Source organism: Anabaena sp. WFMT (genome assembly GCF_051781005.1).
Taxonomy (GTDB): Bacteria; Cyanobacteriota; Cyanobacteriia; order Cyanobacteriales; family Nostocaceae; genus Anabaena.
Genome location: NZ_JBPWOA010000018.1, coordinates 169,461 through 187,050 on the forward strand (window position 1 = coordinate 169,461; position 17,590 = coordinate 187,050).

The following is a 17,590-nucleotide window of genomic DNA, read 5'->3' on the forward strand; positions in this document are numbered from 1 at the left end:
AAATTTATGCTAAGTAATTAACCGGACTGGATATCAATGCTTTGATTACAACATAACAATTATGTATTGTGATCAAAAACAGAGTTTTCAAACTACTGTGTTGAGTTAATCTTGAGTTCTCAGGGTTTGGGCAGCAAGATATACTTTAGTCCATTCGCCTATTACTTGATGGGTTTTGAGTTGTAAGCTTTGGGCTATAGCTTCCATAGAGTTACCTGCTCTCCGTAGCTGAAGAATGTTCCTTCCCAGAGGAGTTAATATTTCGTCAAGTTGCTGCCATTGGCGTTGTGTTAGCCCCAAGTTATTTTCTTGCAAGGAAGTTGAAAGCCAGTTATCTACCAGTTCTGGTTTACCTTTGATAGCAAAAACGCGGACAGCATGGTAGCTAATTTTTTCGCGTAGTCGATATACTTCCTTGATTGGCTTATTGAGTTTTTTGGCGATCTCTTCTTGAGATTTACCTTGGAGATATAATTGCAGCCAGTCTACTGCCGGTTGCCCTAAATTTTGCAGTAAATATTGCTCAAATTCTTGATGTACGGCTTGACGTAGTGATTGTTGTTCTTCTACTTTTTGTGCTTCTTGATATTGAGCGATCGCTTGACTATCGACTAAGTTGAGTGGATTGTCAGTATCTTCAGTCAAAACTTCGTCGGAAACTAGTCTAATTAAGTCACTGACTGGAACTTGAGTTAAGCCCCCCCGCTGAATCCGGCGTAGATAGTTAACAAAGCGATACACTAATAGGGGTTGGTTGCGGACTGGGCGCAAACAATATTCCTCTATACTGGCAAATAGTAAAGTATCCTGTAATCTTCTATCAGAACTTATTTCAGCAATTGAAGACATTTGCTGCTGCATATATGAGTCACTTTGGAGCAGTTCTTGGAGTACTTCTTGTAAGACATCCATCACACTGCGCTGGCGATCGCGACTCAGAGCTACCCAAGTCTGAATTTTATTTCTCAGTGTCATCACACTACCCAAGCGACTGAGCAGGTTACGATAAGCACGTTCTCGCCCCACTCCCAAATAACGCTGCTGTAAAATCCGCCAGCGGTACTCCATTGCTTGCTTGGCAATTTCCAATTCTTTGGGGTTGAGTAGATCAAATCGTTTTAAATCTACCCCCAAAAGCCAAAACATAATACTTTCTCTAGCAACCTCACTTTGTTCTGGACATTCAGCAGCGAGTCGCTTTTGCCAATATTGCGCCAGGTTTGCCGCATCGTTTTCCATAGTGAGATTGCGCTCCTCGAAACTCTGTTTTAAAGTTTGCATCACAACCCCCATACCAACTTAAGTTATTAACTAGTAGTTGCCCCTGATCTCAAAATCCTGATTAATCAATGTCTGTGCTTAATTCTTGATTAGGTTTTGAGTTACTAAAGTTATATAGGAACTTTTGGTTTAGTTAATTTGCTTTCCCAAGATCAAAATGATGATTCACTATCATAGGACGTGTATTTACTTGTGTAAGTTTCAGTCTTCTGTCGTTATTTGTGATCAAATCTCTTTACAATTCTTGGTATTTATTAGAAAATAAGAAAAGTAAAAGTTTTATCAATTTGCATACGTCCGTATATAGTTTTTAGGAGTGAAGTTGAAAAACAAAACTAACTAAAGTTTTAGGTTTTATCATCAAAAAATCATGTCTCTAAAAACGCAGGAAGTTATCTTGATCAAATGGGATAAGTGAGAACTCCTCATCAACTAATTCAGTATTAGAATACTACTATAAATAGACTGTAAGTGTACTGTGACTGAGATCACTAGGTTTAAGTAATTCTTTTGGGCTACGTTCAGTAATAAAACTAAAATTTTGTAATAAACAAGTACATCATTGAGAGTCCGTAGTCAATTTAGACTGACTGTGGACTCTTGAAAAGCTGTATCTATATGATGTTGGATGATCTGACAATGGGATTTTCTACGGATTCCCGATACTGTTGAACATCTGCTGTGTAGGCTATAGGGAGAACAGCTTCGACGTTTTCATGGGGACGGGCAATAATTACCCAGGATTCCAGAGTCCCACCATAAACGTTTTCTGCGGCTTCTACGCCAGCAGCCATAGCTGCCTTAACTTCAGAAACATCGCCACGAATATTAACTGTAAAGCGGGCGCTACCAACTCTGATATAACCAACTAGAGTGACTCTTCCAGCTTTTACCATTGCATCTGCGGCTGCAAGTACTGCCGGAAAACCTTTAGTTTCAAGTGCGCCAACTGCCTGTAGTGACATTAGTAATCTCCTGTATGAATAAAAGTTATATGGCGCTACAAATTAATTTTAAGAAGTTGTGCTGCCAATATTGATAGGGAACTTGCTTAGAACATACGAAAAGGTTCAGATTTTGAAGTGAAGTGGATGGGTAGAATGGTTTCCACATTTTCCGGGGGATTGGGAACTATATAATGGGTAATTACTTGCCCACCATAAACTTCTTCTCCGGCGGTAATTCCTGCTTCAACTGCTGTTCTAACTTCGGCAACGTGTCCCCTAACAGCCACTAATAAGCGACCGCTTTCGGCTATACCATAATATACGATTGTGACAGCGGCAGATTTTACCATTGCATCTGCTGATGCCAGTACTGCCGGAAAACCTAAAGTTTCAATTACGCCAACCGCCATTGGCATGGCTTCACTCTCCTAAGTCATGGATAAGCAATATTTATTGTACGAGGCTTTGGTGACAGGTTTAACATTTGGGAAAATTTTCTTTTTGTCAGTTGTCAGGTAAACTAATTTTTATGTTTCCAAGTTTTTTACCTGCCGCAGTTGGGCAACTAAGTGAACCTACTTCTATCGCTTTGGCTAAAAGTATCCAAAGTCAAGCGATTGTCTGTGACACGCCAAGGGCGAACACTACCTCCGTATATATTGAATCAATCACTACTACTTATATACAGCAAGGTAGTGGTGGTATACCGATCCTCTTAATTCACGGTTTTGACAGTTCTATTCTAGAATTTCGGCGGCTGTTACCCTTGTTAGCTGAAGAGAATGAAACTTGGGCGGTGGATTTATTGGGTTTTGGCTTTACAGATAGACTTGCGGGGATTGATTACAGCCCCATAGCCATTAAAACTCATCTTTATTCTTTCTGGAAAACCCTGATTAACCAACCTGTGATTTTGGTTGGTGCTTCGATGGGTGGTGCAGCGGCAATTGATTTTACCCTGACGTACCCTGAAGTGGTGCAGAAGTTGGTGTTGATAGATAGTGCAGGGTTGAAAGGCGGTTCAGCTTTAAGTAAATTGATGTTTGCGCCGTTGTATTCTTTAGCAGCTGAGTTTTTGCGAAATCCCAAAGTGCGCGATCGCATTTGTCGTACTGCTTACAATAATCCTAGTCTGATTTCTGCGGACGCTTTATGTTGTGGAGAGTTGCATCTAAAAATGCCTAATTGGAATCAGGCGTTGATTACTTTTACTAAAAGTGGCGGTTACACTGCTTTTAAACTTCAGCAACTTGCACAAATTAGGCAACCAACGCTAATTTTATGGGGCGATAACGATAAAATTTTGGGAACTGGGGATGCGAAGAAGTTTCAAAAAGCAATTCCCAAAAGTCAACTAATTTGGATTCAAGATTGTGGACATATCCCCCACCTAGAACAACCACAAATTACCGCCCAACACATTTTAGAATTTCGAGGTTAAATTCTAATCGTATAACCATGTATTATCGGCAAAATTATCATTTGATTGGTTAGGCATCTCTTGGAGTCTTTCAGAGGATCTGTGTGATTTTTTGGGATTAATGGATAAAGACCTGGAAGTTTCTCTGACAGGTTCTATAAAAGTTTCTTTGACAGGTTCTTTAACTTTCTTTAATTCATTAATTTCTGCTATTAATTTAGAATTAGATTCTGCTAATTGCAGGGCTGTTTTCTTAGTTTCATGAAGTTCTGTAGTCAAACGTTCTGCCAAAGCCTTCTGTACAGATAAATCTGTTTTAAAATCGCTAATTTGCTCCTTGAGGGAAACTTCTTTTTTCTGTACTTTTTCCAGAGTCGCAGTCAATTCTTTAATTGTAATTTCTAAATCTGCCTTAGTCGGAGTTGTGCGCCTATTAGAAGTTGATGCTGGTTCTTCCTCCAATGGAGAAGAATTATCTTCTTCAACTTTTTGTGCAGTTACTTCAATTGCTGTGTCACCAACCTGGGGTGTAAATTTTTGAGCTTCTTCTTGTAGTAAGTCAGAAAGATTTTTCTTAGCCATTATTTCCTCCAATCATGCATTAATTCATCAGCCACACGACGGTAATCAGATTCTGCTTCCCGTGCGTTTTTTCCTCGCCATTGAGTAATTGCTACACCTTCAAGGGCGGCTCTTTCATGCGCTTTATAGGTACGAATAAAAGTATTAAAAACTGGAATACCTAGTTGTAAAAGAGTTTTTTGTGCTTCTAGTGCTTCTCCTGAACTGCGGGTATCCACTTTAGTTAACAGTACCCGATGGGGAGTACCCATAGGGATAACGGCTTGTCTAACTGTCTCAATTAGGACAGCTAAATCCATTGCTGCTGGGGGTGTGGGTAAAACCAGATAATCTGCGATCCCTACTACCGCCGCTAAAGCTTCAGAACGCAATGCTGGAGGCGTATCTACTATGACTAAATCGTAACTTGTTATTTTTGGTAATTCACCTAAAAGTTGTGGATTTGTATCTTGAGCCAAATCAAATCCCATCCCCTGCTGATTTCGTCGAAACCACCAACTAGCAGAACCTTGAACATCTGCATCTATCAGCAGGACTTTTTTGTTTTGGGCAAAGTTAGCAGCTAAGTTGACTGCGGTAGTCGTTTTACCGACTCCGCCCTTACCGTTAAGGATAGCAATGATTTTTGGCACTTTTTACTTCCGACCCAGCCTGATCCCAATTCGGGTTTTTAGATTTTGGATTAAAATTACTAACTATTTCAAGTTGTTATTACATCAATGTACCGCTTTTTGGGGACTTGCAATTTAAAAAAATTGCCCCGGTTAAAATTTAGAATATATAAATTGTGCAAATGAATATGACATCAGCCAACAGCTTACCACAGTTAGTTAAAATGCCGCTTTGGCGCGGGAGAATCAAGTTTTTTATGCAGCCAGTGAAGTATGTGGAAGATTTTGCCAAAGTCTATGGTGATAGCTTTACACTATCAGGTTCCGGGGATAGCTGTTTGGTGTATTTCAGCGAACCAGAAGCATTAGAGCAGATTTTTACTACTGATCCTAGTCATTTTGAGGTGGGGAGAGGGAATAGGGGTTTAAGATTTTTGTTGGGTGACCGCTCTTTAATGTTAATGGATGGAGAACCCCACCAACGTCAAAGGCAACTTTTAGCCCCTCCTTTTCATGGGGAAAGAATGCGGGCTTATGGTCAAGATATCCAGGAAATTACTCGGCAAGTAAGTGATAATTGGCAGATGGGTAAGCCCTTCAATATCCGAGAATCCATGCAAGAAATCACCTTGCGAGTCATATTACGGGTAATATTTGGTTTAGATGAAGGAGAGATGTTTGAAGAATTGAGGCGATCGCTCTGTTCTCTGTTAGACTTCATGACATCACCGATTATGTCCAGTGCTTTCTTTTTTCGGTTCCTGCAAAAAGACTTTGGTGCTTGGAGTCCTTGGGGTTGGATTGTGCGCCAACAAAAACATATCGACGAACTAATTTATACTTTAATTCAGCAACGTCGAGCAGAACCTGATCAAAACCGCCAAGATATCCTTAGTTTAATGATGGCTGCTCATGATCAAAATGGTCAAGGAATGTCAGACCAAGAATTACACGATGAGTTAATGACTGTTTTAGTAGCGGGACATGAAACCACAGCTTCCGCGTTAACCCTACGGTGTACACACAAGTCTTAAAATTCCTACTAGTGCTTGGTTTCGTCATCTAGCTTGAGGTTTTGCGATCGCTCTGGAAGCCTGTCATTGCGTTCGCGTTAGCGTCTCGTAGAGAGGAGGAACGACGGAGCAATCGCAAAAACCATGGGATGATGTGATTACTTCGCTCCGCTCGTAATGACAATTTAAGGGGTCTATAACGCCTAAAACCCTTGCAGATAGTACTTGTGTGTACACCGTAGCCGCGTTAACCTGGGCGTTTTACTGGTTGGATAGATTACCAGAAGTGCGAGAAAGATTACTACAGGAAATAAACTCTTTGGGAGTCAATCCAGAACTCAGCCAAATCGCTAAACTTCCCTATTTAACAGCAGTTTGTCAAGAAACACTGCGAATTTATCCTATTGTGATGGCAGGTTTCCTGCGAGTTGTCAAAACTCCGATTGAGATTATGGGTTATAAATTACCAGCAGGAACATTTATAATCCCCAATATTTACTTAGCACATCATCGAGAAGAAGTATATCCGCAACCCAAACAATTTAAACCAGAACGCTTTTTAGAAAGGCAATTTTCACCTTATGAATACTTACCCTTTGGTGGTGGAAATCGTCGTTGTATTGGTTTAGCATTTGCTCAGTATGAAATGAAACTAGTTTTGGCAACAATTCTTTCAAATTTTCAACTCTCACTATTAAATCAGCGTCCTGTTAATCCTGTGCGTCGGGGTTTAACTTTAGCTGCACCTGGGGGAATGAAAATGATTCCGAGATCAAAAATGCTAATACAGCAGTGATATTGTAAAATTTGGAGACGTTGTATACAGATAGTAGAAATCAGGAATCAGGAGTAAAAATAGTACACTGCGGCGTAAATAAACCTGGAAACTGCTATAACGTCTCTATTATTTAAAATTAATTTTCAGAGTTATTAGTTAATACCTCATCTGGAATTTCTCGCTGATTAGCCAGACGTTCATAATGTTCTTGATCACGATATTTAATTGTTCTCATTGGTTGATTTCCAACAATAGCCAAAGGTTCAACATTACTTGTTACCACTGTCCCCGCAGCGATAATTGCACCATCACCAATAGAAACTCCTGGAACAATTAAGACATTTCCAGCAATCCAAACATTACTACCAATAATTACAGGCTTATGAATATAAACATTATGTTGATATGGTAAATCATTACTTTGATAGTCATGATTGGCCGAGAGGATAATCACATTAAATCCGATTGTAGTATTATCGCCAATTGTAATTCCCCCACGACCATCTAATAAAACATCTGGACCGATATAGACTTTATTACCAAGAGATACATTCTGGGGATGAGAAATTTCTAAATCACGTTTAAAGCGAACACCTTCACCACAAAATTTTAATTGAGGCTTGATTTGTTGATGTTTATATCGTCTGATTTTGGTTTGAACGTATTCTTCCCAAACTACCAAGCGAGGAACTAAATGGTTGACAAATAGACGTTCTAACTTATTAACAATTTTACTTCTAATTTTTTCCATCCCCATAAATCCTCAGCGTCCCTCTGCGTTAAAAGGCATTTATCTGTTCACTCATCCTCTCCTCCAACAATTCCAACAAACTATCCACATCCTGACTAACTTGCTCAAAACAAACTTCCGGTTTAGGTTCAGGTGCAAATTGAATTAACTTAATTTCCCCTTTCCCAATACCAATCATCACAACTTCAGTTTCTGGTTTATTATTCTCAATAATTCCTAGAATTTCTTGCAGCCGATTTTCAACTCTATCATTTAGTTTTTCTATCTCGGCTTGGGGACAATAAACGAAATGTGGCTTTGGTTGTAAATCAATACCAATAGTACCTTGACTGTTACCATGTTCCAATCGCAGTCCCCAAAATAATGCTGCTAATTCTTGCTGATGTGCTTTGACAAATCTATCCAATTGTCGCCGCCATTTACTATCTTCTGTTTCCGGTTGGGTACTACCAAACATCATAAATAATTCGTAATTTGTAATTCGTAAGTTTAAATTTTCCCCTCTTTGCTTGCGGAGAGGGGTTGGAGTTCTTCTATCTCAACCCTGATTGTACACGCCAGAGGCTTGTATAAATGCCATCTTTCTCTAAAAGTTGTTCATGGATTCCTAACTCTACTAATTGTCCGTGTTCCATGACATAAATGCAATCAGCATTGCGGATAGTAGAAAGACGATGTGCGATTACCTACGGTACACTATGCGATCGCTATCCTAGTCCGATTGACGGTAATCCATTCTCAGGAACGCTGAATAGCTGCTTCTGTCTCATTATCCACTGCTGAGGTAGCTTCGTCTAAGATTAAAATTGGTGGATCTTTTAGCAATCCGCTGTCTTTGTCCACCAGATAACTTACTTTTGCCCCCTCTCCCCCACAATTGTCTCATAACCTTGGGGCAAACGCATAATAAAATCATCTGCTGCCACCACTTTCGCAGCCATGATCATATCTTCATTTTTGGCATCAACCGTCCCATAAGCAATATTTTCAGCTACAGTACCACGAAATAAAAACACATCCTGACTTACCAAACCAATACAACGGAGTAAATCTCGTAAATTCAAACTTTGTAAATTCACACCATCTACAGTTATTTTTCCGTCTTGTACTTCGTATAATCGCCATAAAAGTATCGTCGCAAAAAGAGCAATTGCCTTAGTATTGCTTTGGCGATAAGCATCACTTTCAGACTCTAGCATTTGGCTTCATAATCTTCATCTGTGAAACTTTTAATAGTAGTAATAGCGCTGAGATTATTCGATAACCTGCCATTAAGCAAACCAACTTTTTTCCGTACTTCAGCGTAGCGGGATGCTCTAGTAATTTCTGAAAAGCTACCAAACCAGCTAAAATAAAAGGCATAGGCAACATTGCCATCCATGCCACACTAGGAGCTAAAATATTATTACCACACAATCAATTTGATCAGTCTTGAGTACTAATTTAAGTACAATAACTATGAAGGTATTTGAGTTAAATGTGTTACTTAGCTCAAAAATAAGCATTTAAAACTAACAGGAGATAAGAGTTTGAATACTAAACAACTAGGGAATTGGCAAACTACCACCTTCGGAATTGTATTGGCAATATTGGTACTTTTTGGACTCAATTCTTTTGTGATTATCAACCCTGGACAAGCTGGAGTAATCAGTATTTTAGGTAAAGCAAGAGATGGTGCTTTGTTGGAGGGTATTCACTTAAGACCACCATTTATCTCGGTGATAGATGTGTATGATTTAACGGTACAAAAATTTGAAGTTCCCGCAGAGAGTTCTACTAAGGATCTACAAAATTTATCTGCCAGATTTGCTATTAACTTTCGTCTTGATCCTATCCAAGTAGTTCAAGTAAGAAGGAAACAGGGTACTTTAGAAAACATTGTCTCAAAAATCATTGCTCCCCAAACCCAGGAAGCATTTAAAATTGCAGCAGCGAGAAGAACAGTAGAAGAGGCAATTACCAAAAGAAGTGAATTAAAAGAAGATTTTGACACTGCTTTAGGCGATCGCTTAGATAAATATGGGATAATCGTATTAGATACGAGTGTAGTTGACCTAGCCTTCTCCCCAGAATTTGCCAGAGCAGTTGAAGAAAAACAAATAGCGGAACAGCGAGCGCAAAGAGCCGTCTATATAGCGCGAGAAGCTGAACAAGAAGCCCAAGCAGACATTAATCGCGCTAAAGGTAGAGCCGAAGCTCAAAGACTCTTAGCAGAAACTCTCAAAGCACAGGGAGGACAATTGGTTTTGCAAAAAGAAGCAATTGAAGCTTGGCGAAATGGCGGTTCACAAATGCCAAATGTACTTGTGATGGGTGAAGGTTCCCAAGGTAGCATCCCATTTATTTTCAACTTAGGTAAGATGTCAAATCAATCTTGATTTTAATCAAAAATACTAGTAAGGTGGGCTAGTCCCATCTTCAACACAACAGTAACACCAGAAACATAATAAACGTATATATGCCTACTCCCCAAGATTCCAACCTCACCATCTCAGAAGCAAAAAAAATCCTCAACAAATTCAACTGTCTGGATATTGCCCCGGTTCTTAAACCATCAGAAAAAGTTTTAACCCGTCAGGCATTAACTTTCATGGCCAGCCTTTCAGATTACCAAATTTTAGGAATTTGTGCTGATACAGCAGAGGAAGGTATTCTGGCAATGAAAACCTATTCTCATGCTTTTCATTATGAAGCCCCAAGTAATTTGCAAACACCTGATGGGCCAGTTTATATCAAACTAAATGGTAAAAATGGACTGTGTTATCTCGATTCTTACTATGGGCATCATCGGGGAGTATTAGTTTCTTGTCAATCTTATCAAGAAACAGGAATCAATGAGATGTATGGACATTTACCTCTAGATTTATTTGTATAGTATTTATAATAAATCAACTAATAAATCAACTGCGACCTTGGGTGGGCATTGCCCACCAAATAACTAATAACTAATGATTAAAATTTTATGAGTATTATCACTTTACAATCAGTTAAAAAAGACTTTGGTATCAAAGAAGTTTTAAAAGATGCGAGTTTTAGCCTTGATATCACAGATAAAGTTGGTCTAATTGGTACCAATGGTTCCGGTAAATCAACATTATTAAAAATGATTGCAGGGTTAGAATCAGTTGATAGTGGTCAAATTTTAGTTAACTCTGGTTCTAAAATTATCTACTTACCCCAACAGCCAAACGTAGATGAAAATCGCACTGTTTTAGAACAAGTATTTGCTGACAGTGGTGAACAGATGGCTTTAGTAAAGGAGTACGAAGAACTTTCTGATAAATTAGCTCATCATTCAGAAGATAGTCAGCTAATGTCTCGTTTCTCTGCGGTAATGCAGAAAATGGACTCAACTGGTGCATGGGAACTAGAAACTAATGCCAAAATCATTCTCACTAAATTAGGAATTGCTGATTTTGATGTTAAAGTTGGTACTTTATCTGGAGGCTATCGTAAGCGGATTGCACTAGCAACAGCGTTATTAGCAGAACCAGATGTATTGCTCATGGATGAGCCAACAAACCATCTTGATGCACTATCTGTAGAATGGTTACAAACTTATTTAAGTCGCTATCGTGGCGCACTTTTCTTAATTACCCACGACCGCTATTTTCTAGATAGAGTTACTAATAGAATCATCGAAATTGATAGAGGTGATATCTACACTTATTCAGGTAACTATTCCTATTATCTCGAAAAGAAGGCTTTAGCTGAAGAATCTGCTGTCAGCAGTCAACGGAAACATCAAGGTGTATTGCGGCGCGAATTAGAATGGCTCAAACGGGGTCCCAAAGCCAGAAGTACAAAACAAAAAGCCAGAATTGATCGCGCTCATGCACTGCGTGATACTGAGTTTAAACAAGTTCAAGGTAAAGTTGATATTTCTACAGTTAGTCGTCGGATTGGCAAAAAAGTTATTGAACTCAATAACATTAGTAAATCTTACGATGACCGAATTTTAATTAATAATTTCACCTACGAATTTAGTCCCGAAGATCGCATTGGCATTATTGGTGCTAATGGTGCAGGTAAATCAACTTTAATGAATATCATCACCGGACAAGTTCAGCCAGACTCCGGGACTGTAGAAATTGGTAGTACAATTCACATTGGTTATTTTGACCAACATTCTGAAGAATTACTCACGGAATTAAATGAAAATCAACGGGTAATTGATTACATCAAAGAAGAAGGAGAATTTATTCAAATAGCTGACGGTACTAAAATTACTGCTTCTCAAATGTTAGAGAGGTTTTTGTTTCCTGGAAGTCAGCAATATGCGCCAATTAATAAACTTTCTGGTGGTGAAAAACGGCGGTTATTTCTATTACGCTTACTTATCAGTGCGCCTAATGTCTTGATTTTAGATGAACCAACTAATGATTTAGATGTGCAAACATTAGCGGTATTAGAAGAATATTTAGAAGATTTTTCTGGATGTGTAATTGTAGTTTCCCATGACCGCTACTTTTTAGATCGCACCATAGATACTGTATTTGCGCTCGAACCCGGTGGTAATTTCAAGCAATATCCTGGTAACTACTCAGTTTATTTAGATTACAAAAAAGCTGAAGAAGCCGCACAACAAGAAATAGCTAATACTACAGAAAAGCCCAAAAATAGCACTGAAGAAAAATCTACATTTTCAGAACCAGAAACCGAAACTAAAAAGCGACGGAGATTATCTAATTGGGAAACAAAAGAATTTGAACAGTTAGAAGGTAAAATTGCCAAATTAGAAGATGAAAAAACAGCCGCAGAAAAAGCACTAGTAACTGTTTCTCCTGGCAATTATACCCAAGTTCAAAAGCTTTATGAACAGGTGGAAACACTCAAAAAGGCGATTGATGTAGCGACAGAACGCTGGTTAGAATTAGCGGAAATGGATTCTTAAATATAGCGATTCTCTTCCGCATACAATACAATCAAGGACGGGGAAACCCCGCCCCTACAGATTTGGCGATAAAAAACGCTATCAGGAAGATTTTCTATGTCGCTAAATCAGCATTCAATTTTTCTGATTATTTACGTATTGGGTAACTCTTCACCAGTCCAAGTTTTGTCTATACTAATTACCCAAGGGATACCGTTATTAACTGGTGAACTAATACTAATTTTAGCTGTGTTAGCAAACCGTTTTAACGTTTCGGCTAAGTAGGGAACAGTAGTCATGATGTTCTGGTAACTTTCAATATTATGACAAACCATGATTAACATCAAAATACCGCTATTGACTTTGAAATACCAATGGCAACTAGATAATAAAATGCGTACCATACTATTACAAGCTAGGAAAAATCGCTTTTTAGTGACTTCTTCTAGTTGACTGAGCAATAATTCACTGATTTGTGTAGTTTTATAAGAAGGCAAATCATCTGGAGATAGATATGGTTTAGTCATGGGATTTCGTCCTTTTTCAAAAGAACAAGAGACTGACGTAATCTAAATAATTCCGCATGATCAATTAGTGAGTTACGTCAGATGTTAAGATTTTCCAAAGTGACAACCGTTCACTCCCATACGAATGTTTATATAATTCGTATGTCCTGCACATCAATTTTCCACATATTTTCTTAGCAAGTTAGATACAAAACTACATTAAGTTTTGTGGTAATTGCCAATAAGTTGAGGACTTACGTAAGAGTCACATTTAATATCTTTTGCAGGTGCGGTGCGTCAGATATATAAATTGGTTATTATCAATAGATTTTCGACATCTGACGCACCCTACTAATATTCCAGTTGTGTAAGTTCTGATATTTAAGAACTGTATTCTTGTGTTTCTGTGGTAATCCACATAAGTTCTAACCACAAATGAGGATAAGCTGTTTTTAGCTTTGATAAAGGATCTCGCAGTAATTTGGTAGCATTTAAGCAAACAACTTCAGGTAGTCCTAAATATTTTGCTACTTCTCTGAGTAAATCTTTTTCAACTACTAGAGATGCAACAATTTCATGAGGACAGTAAATGCCAATATACTGCACAGGAGTAACACAAGAACGCGTTAAGTAAGGAGTTATTACTTTCACATAACAGTGTCGTAGTAATTCCCATACTCGCGGGTGCATTTCTTCAATAATGGTGTTAAAGTTATCGGCTAATTTTTCTTCAGTAATCATAATTCTCTCCATGACTGGTGCATAATAGTGCAACCAGGATAAAGAACTTTTTCAGTTCTACAAACCATCAATTGTTGAAAATATTTTCACTTACACCTGAAAACTCTTCGTTGTTAACGGTGCGTTATAGAAATCATCAAAACTGAATTTTCTGGGGAAAACTGTATTTTTTACTACTATTTACCAAATTAATTGGTAAATATATAAATTTTTAGCCAATTTTAAATGCAGAGGTGCAACACACATTGCTGAAATGCACCTATATGATTCAAACTGGGGCGATCGCGTTACGACAACATATGATTTTGTCTCACGCAGAGGCGCAGAGGCACAGAGAGTAAGAGCCTGAGAGATTGAATATTTGAGATTTAGCATTTTTTTCCACATCACATCATGTAAATATGTTCAGGATTTTTAACCTGTTTGCGGTGGAACGCGCACCTCCTGCGAGGTTCTACAGGGTTCTACAAGCGATCGCATCTATAACCCTACAGCGTGAACTTTTCATCATCTGAGCTTCTGTTAAAGGTGGACTATTCCAGTCCACTTTCCATACCATTATCTCCCTTCTGTACTTGATGCATAAATAACTCTATATAGTTTAGTCTCTAGTTTTTGTTTCCTGTTTAAATAATTTAATTAAATTTGATTAATGCTCTAGATAAACATTGTAATTTCAAATTTTAATTTAATATTATTGATTAGCATAGATAAAATAAATCAACATAAATATACTGGAGTGATTATGCCAAAACGCATTCTTGTAGAAGTTAATAGTTGGTTTCAGCGAGATAGAATTGTCCGCAATTTAGAAATTTTCCAAGATATTATTGTTATTTCTCTATGCGTCAGCCTATTCTGTGTGATGTTAATCAGATTAGGAGATATGTTTTTCTCATTTTTGCATCCACTTGATTTACGGCAAGTAACATCTGATATTTTGTTTATCTTGATACTTGTTGAATTATTTAGACTGTTAGTTGATTACATTCAAGAACATAGCATCTCTGTCGGTGCAGCAGTAGAAATTACTATTGTTTCTGCTTTACGAGAAATTATTCTACGAGGTGTGCTAGAAATTCCGCGTGATCAAATTTTTGGAATTTCTGTATTTCTATTAGTATTAGCAGGGATTTTTATCACTATTCCTTGGATATCTAAATCATTTGGAAATATCAAAGTTAGCGAAGATTAAGCATTATCTTTAATTTGTATAATTAGAGGCTGTTTCTAAAAAAATGTGAATACTGAAAATGCAATCATCACATTATTAAAAGTATGATTCATGTAATATAGAAACACATCAATTCTAACCTTCATAATTGTTTATAAACGGCCTCTCATGTCGCTGTATTGTAAATTGCTCAATTAAATTAATCTTGTTTACTTAATATTCCTGCATTTATGAAATATACAGGAATATTTAATCTGTAAAAAATTGTTGATATTTAGCTATGACTAAGGTAGAATAAACCCATTTTTTTTGAATATAGCTTTAGCTTGATCGCTAGATAAAAATTGGGAAAAATTCTTAGCTGCATCAACATTTTTACTACGTTTAAGGACTGCTAAAGGATAAATAATTGCAGAGTGATATTTTTCGTCAGCAGCAACTACAACTTTTACGTTTTTGGAAATTTTTGCATCAGTAGTATAAACTAAACCTGCGTCAGCGTTTCCAGTTTCTACAGATGCTAGAACTTGGCGCACGTTATTAGCATAAACCAGTTTTGAATTGATCTGTGTCCAGAGTTTCAATTTTTCCAAAACTTGTTGTGCATATTGTCCAGCAGGTACGCTTCTAGGTTCACCAATAGCGATTTTTTTAACTTTTGCATCTTTAAGATTGTAAAAGCTGGTTACACCAGAAGAATTAGCTGGTACAACCAACACAAGCCTGTTTTTAGCGATGATGGTACGAGTACCAGGAATTAAAAGATTTTTTTGCTCTAAAGCATCTACTTGTTTTTTCGCAGCAGAGATAAATATATCCGCAGGGGCCCCTTGCTCAATTTGTTGTTGCAAAGCACCAGAACTACCAAAGTTATAATTAATGTTGATGTTTGGCTGATTTTGTTGGTAGAGGGGCTGAATTTCTTTTAGTACATCTTGCAGACTTGCCGCAGCAGATACCAGCAAGTTTGTATTGGATTGTGCTACTACAGGGGCTGAAATTAGTCTTGGTAAGCCAATTGTTATTAGTACTGTAGTCAATGCTGTCACAATTGATATCATCAACCATCTTCTTTTCATTGAAAAAAGCTTGTTTGAGAACTTTCGTTTCATGAGAAGTGATACTCAATAGAGTCTTTGTAATGTTATTCAGATGTTTACCGTTTAAGTTGGTAAATATTTGCATATCTACATTCTGAAAGATGTATTGTAGAATACAATTTATTTTTATTGCTGGGTATAAAGTAATTTTTACCAACTAAGTCGGTGAATAAGTTTTGTCCAAATTTTGCACCTGTTATTGTTAAACCTCGTCCAAGTTGAGAACTGGAGTTTTTCAAAAGGGAACTCTTAACAGGGAAGAGTATAGGATTTAGGAACAAAACCCGATTAAGAAAAAACTATTGGTTTCAAAGTAGACGTGGTTTACAATAAGTATGAATTGATATTGAAGTTGGTAGAGCAACCTTACCAACTAGTTTGGTAAATATCTTTGATTTTAAGTTTTGGAGTCGATTTTATCCGCTCAAGCGGCTTTTTTTATGTTAGCGTGTCAATAATGCGTAGTTGCTATCATTATGCAAATCCGAAATATGGAACATTCTTAGTTAGGACTTAGGCAAGTGTCACACCAAACATCTATTTTATGGTGCATCAAATATCAAATATCTGTTTATTTGCAGGATTTATGAAGTCTGACGCACCCTACAAAGCAAGTCAGTTGCGTAAGTACTGTTAGTATATCTATTGTTTTTTTGACCCTAATTATTTTATACCTATATTTTACTTAATTTTTTCTCCAAACAAACTGAAGATTACCTAGACCAAACATCACAGTAGAAGGTTGTTGTTACCAAAACCCTATATACTAGACTAGAATTCAGTGAAATTTGAGCTTTTTGTTAATTGCAATACCATAAACTATTAATTTTTAGATGAAATACTAGATAGTTTTTAAGATTATTTAGTAGGAACTAAATCCACTATCATCAGAAAAACCGACATTCATGTGGTGTGAAAATCAAGAGGGGAATGAACAAATGGATTTACGTGGAGATGCATTGCAAATCCTCAGAGAAACTAGCCGAACTTTTTATATTCCAATAAGTACTTTACCGTCAGGGTTGCAAGAAGCTGTTGCATCAGCCTACTTGTGTATGCGTGCTATTGATGAAATTGAAGATCATCCAGAATTGGATAATGCAACCAAGTCACATTTGTTGCGAAGTATTAGCCACACTTTACAAGCTGGGGTTGATGGTTTTGCTGTAGATGCGTTTTCTCTAGGATTTCGTGGATATGAAGATTCTTTAGCAGAAGTCAGTCTCCGGGTCAGAGAATGGTCAATTTTAGCACCAGAAAGTATTGCTCCTCGAATTTGGGATGCAACAGCAGCAATGGCAGATAGGATGGCTGATTGGGCAGAAATAAACTGGAAAATTGCAACAGAATCTGATTTAGATCGTTATACATTTGGGGTGGCAGGTGCAGTGGGCTTGTTACTATCAGATTTATGGTCTTGGTACGATGGCACGGAAACTAACCGGACTCAAGCGATTGGGTTTGGAAGGGGTTTACAAGCGGTGAATATTTTACGTAATAATACTGAAGATTTAACCCGTGGGGTAGACTTTTTCCCAGATGGTTGGAATAACGACGATCTCCAACAATATGCACGTCGTAATTTGGCTTTGGCAAATGCTTATACTAGTTCTCTTCCTGCGGGGCCGGCTTTACAGTTCTGCCAAATTCCTCTGGCTTTAGCTCATGGTACTCTTGATGCTTTGGCTAGTGGCAAGGAAAAACTCAGCCGTAGTGATGTTTATGCTTTGATTGAAAACCTGATGGATGTCAATGTCAAAGCTAGTTAATCGTCTGAGAAAATAAACATCTGGTGACAAAGTAGAGACGTTGC

General features: G+C 37.7%; 16 protein-coding genes and 3 pseudogenes. 8 read left to right on the top strand and 11 right to left on the bottom strand.

Annotated elements, in window-relative coordinates:
- Positions 1-105: 105 nt before the first annotated feature.
- The 3 genes from ACSQ6I_RS11345 to ACSQ6I_RS11355 all read right to left on the bottom strand — a co-directional run bounded on the left by ACSQ6I_RS11345 (position 106) and on the right by ACSQ6I_RS11355 (position 2,644).
- Positions 106-1,293, bottom strand: coding sequence for a HetZ-related protein 2 (locus ACSQ6I_RS11345; protein WP_438890443.1), 1,188 nt, complete (start codon positions 1,291-1,293; stop codon positions 106-108).
- A 602-nt stretch (positions 1,294-1,895) separates the two neighbouring features.
- Positions 1,896-2,246: a carbon dioxide-concentrating mechanism protein CcmK gene (locus ACSQ6I_RS11350; protein WP_438890444.1), complete on the bottom strand. Its 351-nt coding sequence runs from the start codon at positions 2,244-2,246 to the stop codon at positions 1,896-1,898.
- Between the two features lie 86 nt (positions 2,247-2,332).
- A complete protein-coding gene (locus tag ACSQ6I_RS11355) occupies positions 2,333-2,644 on the bottom strand; it encodes a carbon dioxide-concentrating mechanism protein CcmK (protein WP_015215497.1) in 312 nt (103 codons plus the stop codon).
- A gap of 113 nt (positions 2,645-2,757) precedes the next feature.
- Between ACSQ6I_RS11355 and ACSQ6I_RS11360 the strand changes: the two genes are divergently transcribed.
- On the top strand, positions 2,758-3,669 hold the full coding sequence (locus ACSQ6I_RS11360; protein ID WP_438890445.1) for an alpha/beta fold hydrolase: 912 nt from the start codon (positions 2,758-2,760) through the stop codon (positions 3,667-3,669).
- A 3-nt stretch (positions 3,670-3,672) separates the two neighbouring features.
- Here the strand turns inward: ACSQ6I_RS11360 and ACSQ6I_RS11365 are convergent, their stop codons facing one another.
- Together ACSQ6I_RS11365 and ACSQ6I_RS11370 are read right to left on the bottom strand one after the other, a co-directional pair.
- A complete protein-coding gene (locus tag ACSQ6I_RS11365) occupies positions 3,673-4,230 on the bottom strand; it encodes a hypothetical protein (RefSeq protein ID WP_438890446.1) in 558 nt (185 codons plus the stop codon).
- Positions 4,230-4,862 (bottom strand): AAA family ATPase, encoded by a 633-nt coding sequence (locus ACSQ6I_RS11370; RefSeq protein ID WP_438890447.1) that lies wholly within the window; start codon positions 4,860-4,862, stop codon positions 4,230-4,232. The genes ACSQ6I_RS11365 and ACSQ6I_RS11370 overlap by 1 nt, the downstream gene beginning before the upstream one ends.
- 167 nt (positions 4,863-5,029) lie before the next feature.
- On the opposite strand from ACSQ6I_RS11370, the pseudogene ACSQ6I_RS11375 reads away from it, so the two are divergent.
- A pseudogene (locus ACSQ6I_RS11375) lies at positions 5,030-5,842 on the top strand (cytochrome P450); the annotation flags it as partial.
- A 256-nt stretch (positions 5,843-6,098) separates the two neighbouring features.
- Positions 6,099-6,650 (top strand): annotated as a pseudogene (locus ACSQ6I_RS11380) (cytochrome P450); the annotation flags it as partial.
- Between the two features lie 118 nt (positions 6,651-6,768).
- Here the strand turns inward: ACSQ6I_RS11380 and ACSQ6I_RS11385 are convergent.
- From ACSQ6I_RS11385 to ACSQ6I_RS11395, 3 genes and pseudogenes are all read right to left on the bottom strand, one after another.
- Positions 6,769-7,383 carry an acyltransferase gene (locus ACSQ6I_RS11385; protein WP_438890448.1) on the bottom strand — a complete coding sequence of 205 codons (615 nt, stop codon included), beginning with the start codon at positions 7,381-7,383 and terminating at the stop codon, positions 6,769-6,771.
- A 28-nt stretch (positions 7,384-7,411) separates the two neighbouring features.
- Positions 7,412-7,843: a beta-carboxysome assembly chaperone CcmS gene (gene ccmS, locus ACSQ6I_RS11390; RefSeq protein WP_438890449.1), complete on the bottom strand. Its 432-nt coding sequence runs from the start codon at positions 7,841-7,843 to the stop codon at positions 7,412-7,414.
- A gap of 73 nt (positions 7,844-7,916) precedes the next feature.
- Positions 7,917-8,784 (bottom strand): annotated as a pseudogene (locus ACSQ6I_RS11395) (ABC transporter ATP-binding protein); the annotation flags it as partial.
- Positions 8,785-8,912: 128 nt separating this feature from the next.
- On the opposite strand from ACSQ6I_RS11395, the gene ACSQ6I_RS11400 reads away from it, so the two are divergent.
- From ACSQ6I_RS11400 to ACSQ6I_RS11410, 3 genes are all read left to right on the top strand, one after another.
- Positions 8,913-9,761 (top strand): prohibitin family protein, encoded by an 849-nt coding sequence (locus ACSQ6I_RS11400; RefSeq protein ID WP_438890450.1) that lies wholly within the window; start codon positions 8,913-8,915, stop codon positions 9,759-9,761.
- Between the two features lie 80 nt (positions 9,762-9,841).
- Positions 9,842-10,258 carry a DUF1824 family protein gene (locus ACSQ6I_RS11405; protein WP_438890451.1) on the top strand — a complete coding sequence of 139 codons (417 nt, stop codon included), beginning with the start codon at positions 9,842-9,844 and terminating at the stop codon, positions 10,256-10,258.
- Between the two features lie 87 nt (positions 10,259-10,345).
- Complete coding sequence (locus ACSQ6I_RS11410) at positions 10,346-12,277, top strand: ABC-F family ATP-binding cassette domain-containing protein (protein ID WP_438890452.1); 1,932 nt, start codon at positions 10,346-10,348, stop codon at positions 12,275-12,277.
- A 131-nt stretch (positions 12,278-12,408) separates the two neighbouring features.
- Here ACSQ6I_RS11410 and ACSQ6I_RS11415 read toward each other — a convergent pair whose 3' ends face one another.
- Together ACSQ6I_RS11415 and ACSQ6I_RS11420 are read right to left on the bottom strand one after the other, a co-directional pair.
- Positions 12,409-12,783 carry a hypothetical protein gene (locus tag ACSQ6I_RS11415; protein WP_438890453.1) on the bottom strand — a complete coding sequence of 125 codons (375 nt, stop codon included), beginning with the start codon at positions 12,781-12,783 and terminating at the stop codon, positions 12,409-12,411.
- A 360-nt stretch (positions 12,784-13,143) separates the two neighbouring features.
- Positions 13,144-13,503 (bottom strand): hypothetical protein, encoded by a 360-nt coding sequence (locus ACSQ6I_RS11420; RefSeq protein WP_438890454.1) that lies wholly within the window; start codon positions 13,501-13,503, stop codon positions 13,144-13,146.
- 745 nt (positions 13,504-14,248) lie between these two features.
- Here ACSQ6I_RS11420 and ACSQ6I_RS11425 point away from each other — a divergent pair.
- A complete protein-coding gene (locus tag ACSQ6I_RS11425; RefSeq protein ID WP_438890455.1) occupies positions 14,249-14,698 on the top strand; it encodes a phosphate-starvation-inducible PsiE family protein in 450 nt (149 codons plus the stop codon).
- A gap of 263 nt (positions 14,699-14,961) precedes the next feature.
- On the opposite strand, the gene modA is transcribed toward ACSQ6I_RS11425, so the two are convergent.
- On the bottom strand, positions 14,962-15,756 hold the full coding sequence (gene modA / locus ACSQ6I_RS11430) for a molybdate ABC transporter substrate-binding protein (RefSeq protein WP_438890456.1): 795 nt from the start codon (positions 15,754-15,756) through the stop codon (positions 14,962-14,964).
- Positions 15,757-16,715: 959 nt separating this feature from the next.
- On the opposite strand from modA, the gene ACSQ6I_RS11435 reads away from it, so the two are divergent.
- Positions 16,716-17,546 (top strand): squalene/phytoene synthase family protein, encoded by an 831-nt coding sequence (locus ACSQ6I_RS11435; RefSeq protein WP_438890457.1) that lies wholly within the window; start codon positions 16,716-16,718, stop codon positions 17,544-17,546.
- Positions 17,547-17,590: the final 44 nt, after the last annotated feature.

Excerpts from the sequence above, each read along its gene's own strand:
- ACSQ6I_RS11410 (WP_438890452.1), top strand. The coding sequence starts at position 10,346 with ATGAGTATTATCACTTTACAATCAGTTAAAAAAGACTTTGGTATCAAA.
- ACSQ6I_RS11345 (WP_438890443.1), bottom strand. The coding sequence starts at position 1,293 with ATGGGGGTTGTGATGCAAACTTTAAAACAGAGTTTCGAGGAGCGCAAT.
- ACSQ6I_RS11355 (WP_015215497.1), bottom strand. The coding sequence starts at position 2,644 with ATGCCAATGGCGGTTGGCGTAATTGAAACTTTAGGTTTTCCGGCAGTA.
- ACSQ6I_RS11415 (WP_438890453.1), bottom strand. The coding sequence starts at position 12,783 with ATGACTAAACCATATCTATCTCCAGATGATTTGCCTTCTTATAAAACT.
- ccmS (WP_438890449.1), bottom strand. The coding sequence starts at position 7,843 with ATGATGTTTGGTAGTACCCAACCGGAAACAGAAGATAGTAAATGGCGG.
- ACSQ6I_RS11405 (WP_438890451.1), top strand. The coding sequence starts at position 9,842 with ATGCCTACTCCCCAAGATTCCAACCTCACCATCTCAGAAGCAAAAAAA.
- ACSQ6I_RS11420 (WP_438890454.1), bottom strand. The coding sequence starts at position 13,503 with ATGATTACTGAAGAAAAATTAGCCGATAACTTTAACACCATTATTGAA.
- ACSQ6I_RS11435 (WP_438890457.1), top strand. The coding sequence starts at position 16,716 with ATGGATTTACGTGGAGATGCATTGCAAATCCTCAGAGAAACTAGCCGA.
- ACSQ6I_RS11385 (WP_438890448.1), bottom strand. The coding sequence starts at position 7,383 with ATGGAAAAAATTAGAAGTAAAATTGTTAATAAGTTAGAACGTCTATTT.
- ACSQ6I_RS11360 (WP_438890445.1), top strand. The coding sequence starts at position 2,758 with ATGTTTCCAAGTTTTTTACCTGCCGCAGTTGGGCAACTAAGTGAACCT.
- ACSQ6I_RS11425 (WP_438890455.1), top strand. The coding sequence starts at position 14,249 with ATGCCAAAACGCATTCTTGTAGAAGTTAATAGTTGGTTTCAGCGAGAT.
- modA (WP_438890456.1), bottom strand. The coding sequence starts at position 15,756 with ATGAAAAGAAGATGGTTGATGATATCAATTGTGACAGCATTGACTACA.
- ACSQ6I_RS11350 (WP_438890444.1), bottom strand. The coding sequence starts at position 2,246 with ATGTCACTACAGGCAGTTGGCGCACTTGAAACTAAAGGTTTTCCGGCA.
- ACSQ6I_RS11365 (WP_438890446.1), bottom strand. The coding sequence starts at position 4,230 with ATGGCTAAGAAAAATCTTTCTGACTTACTACAAGAAGAAGCTCAAAAA.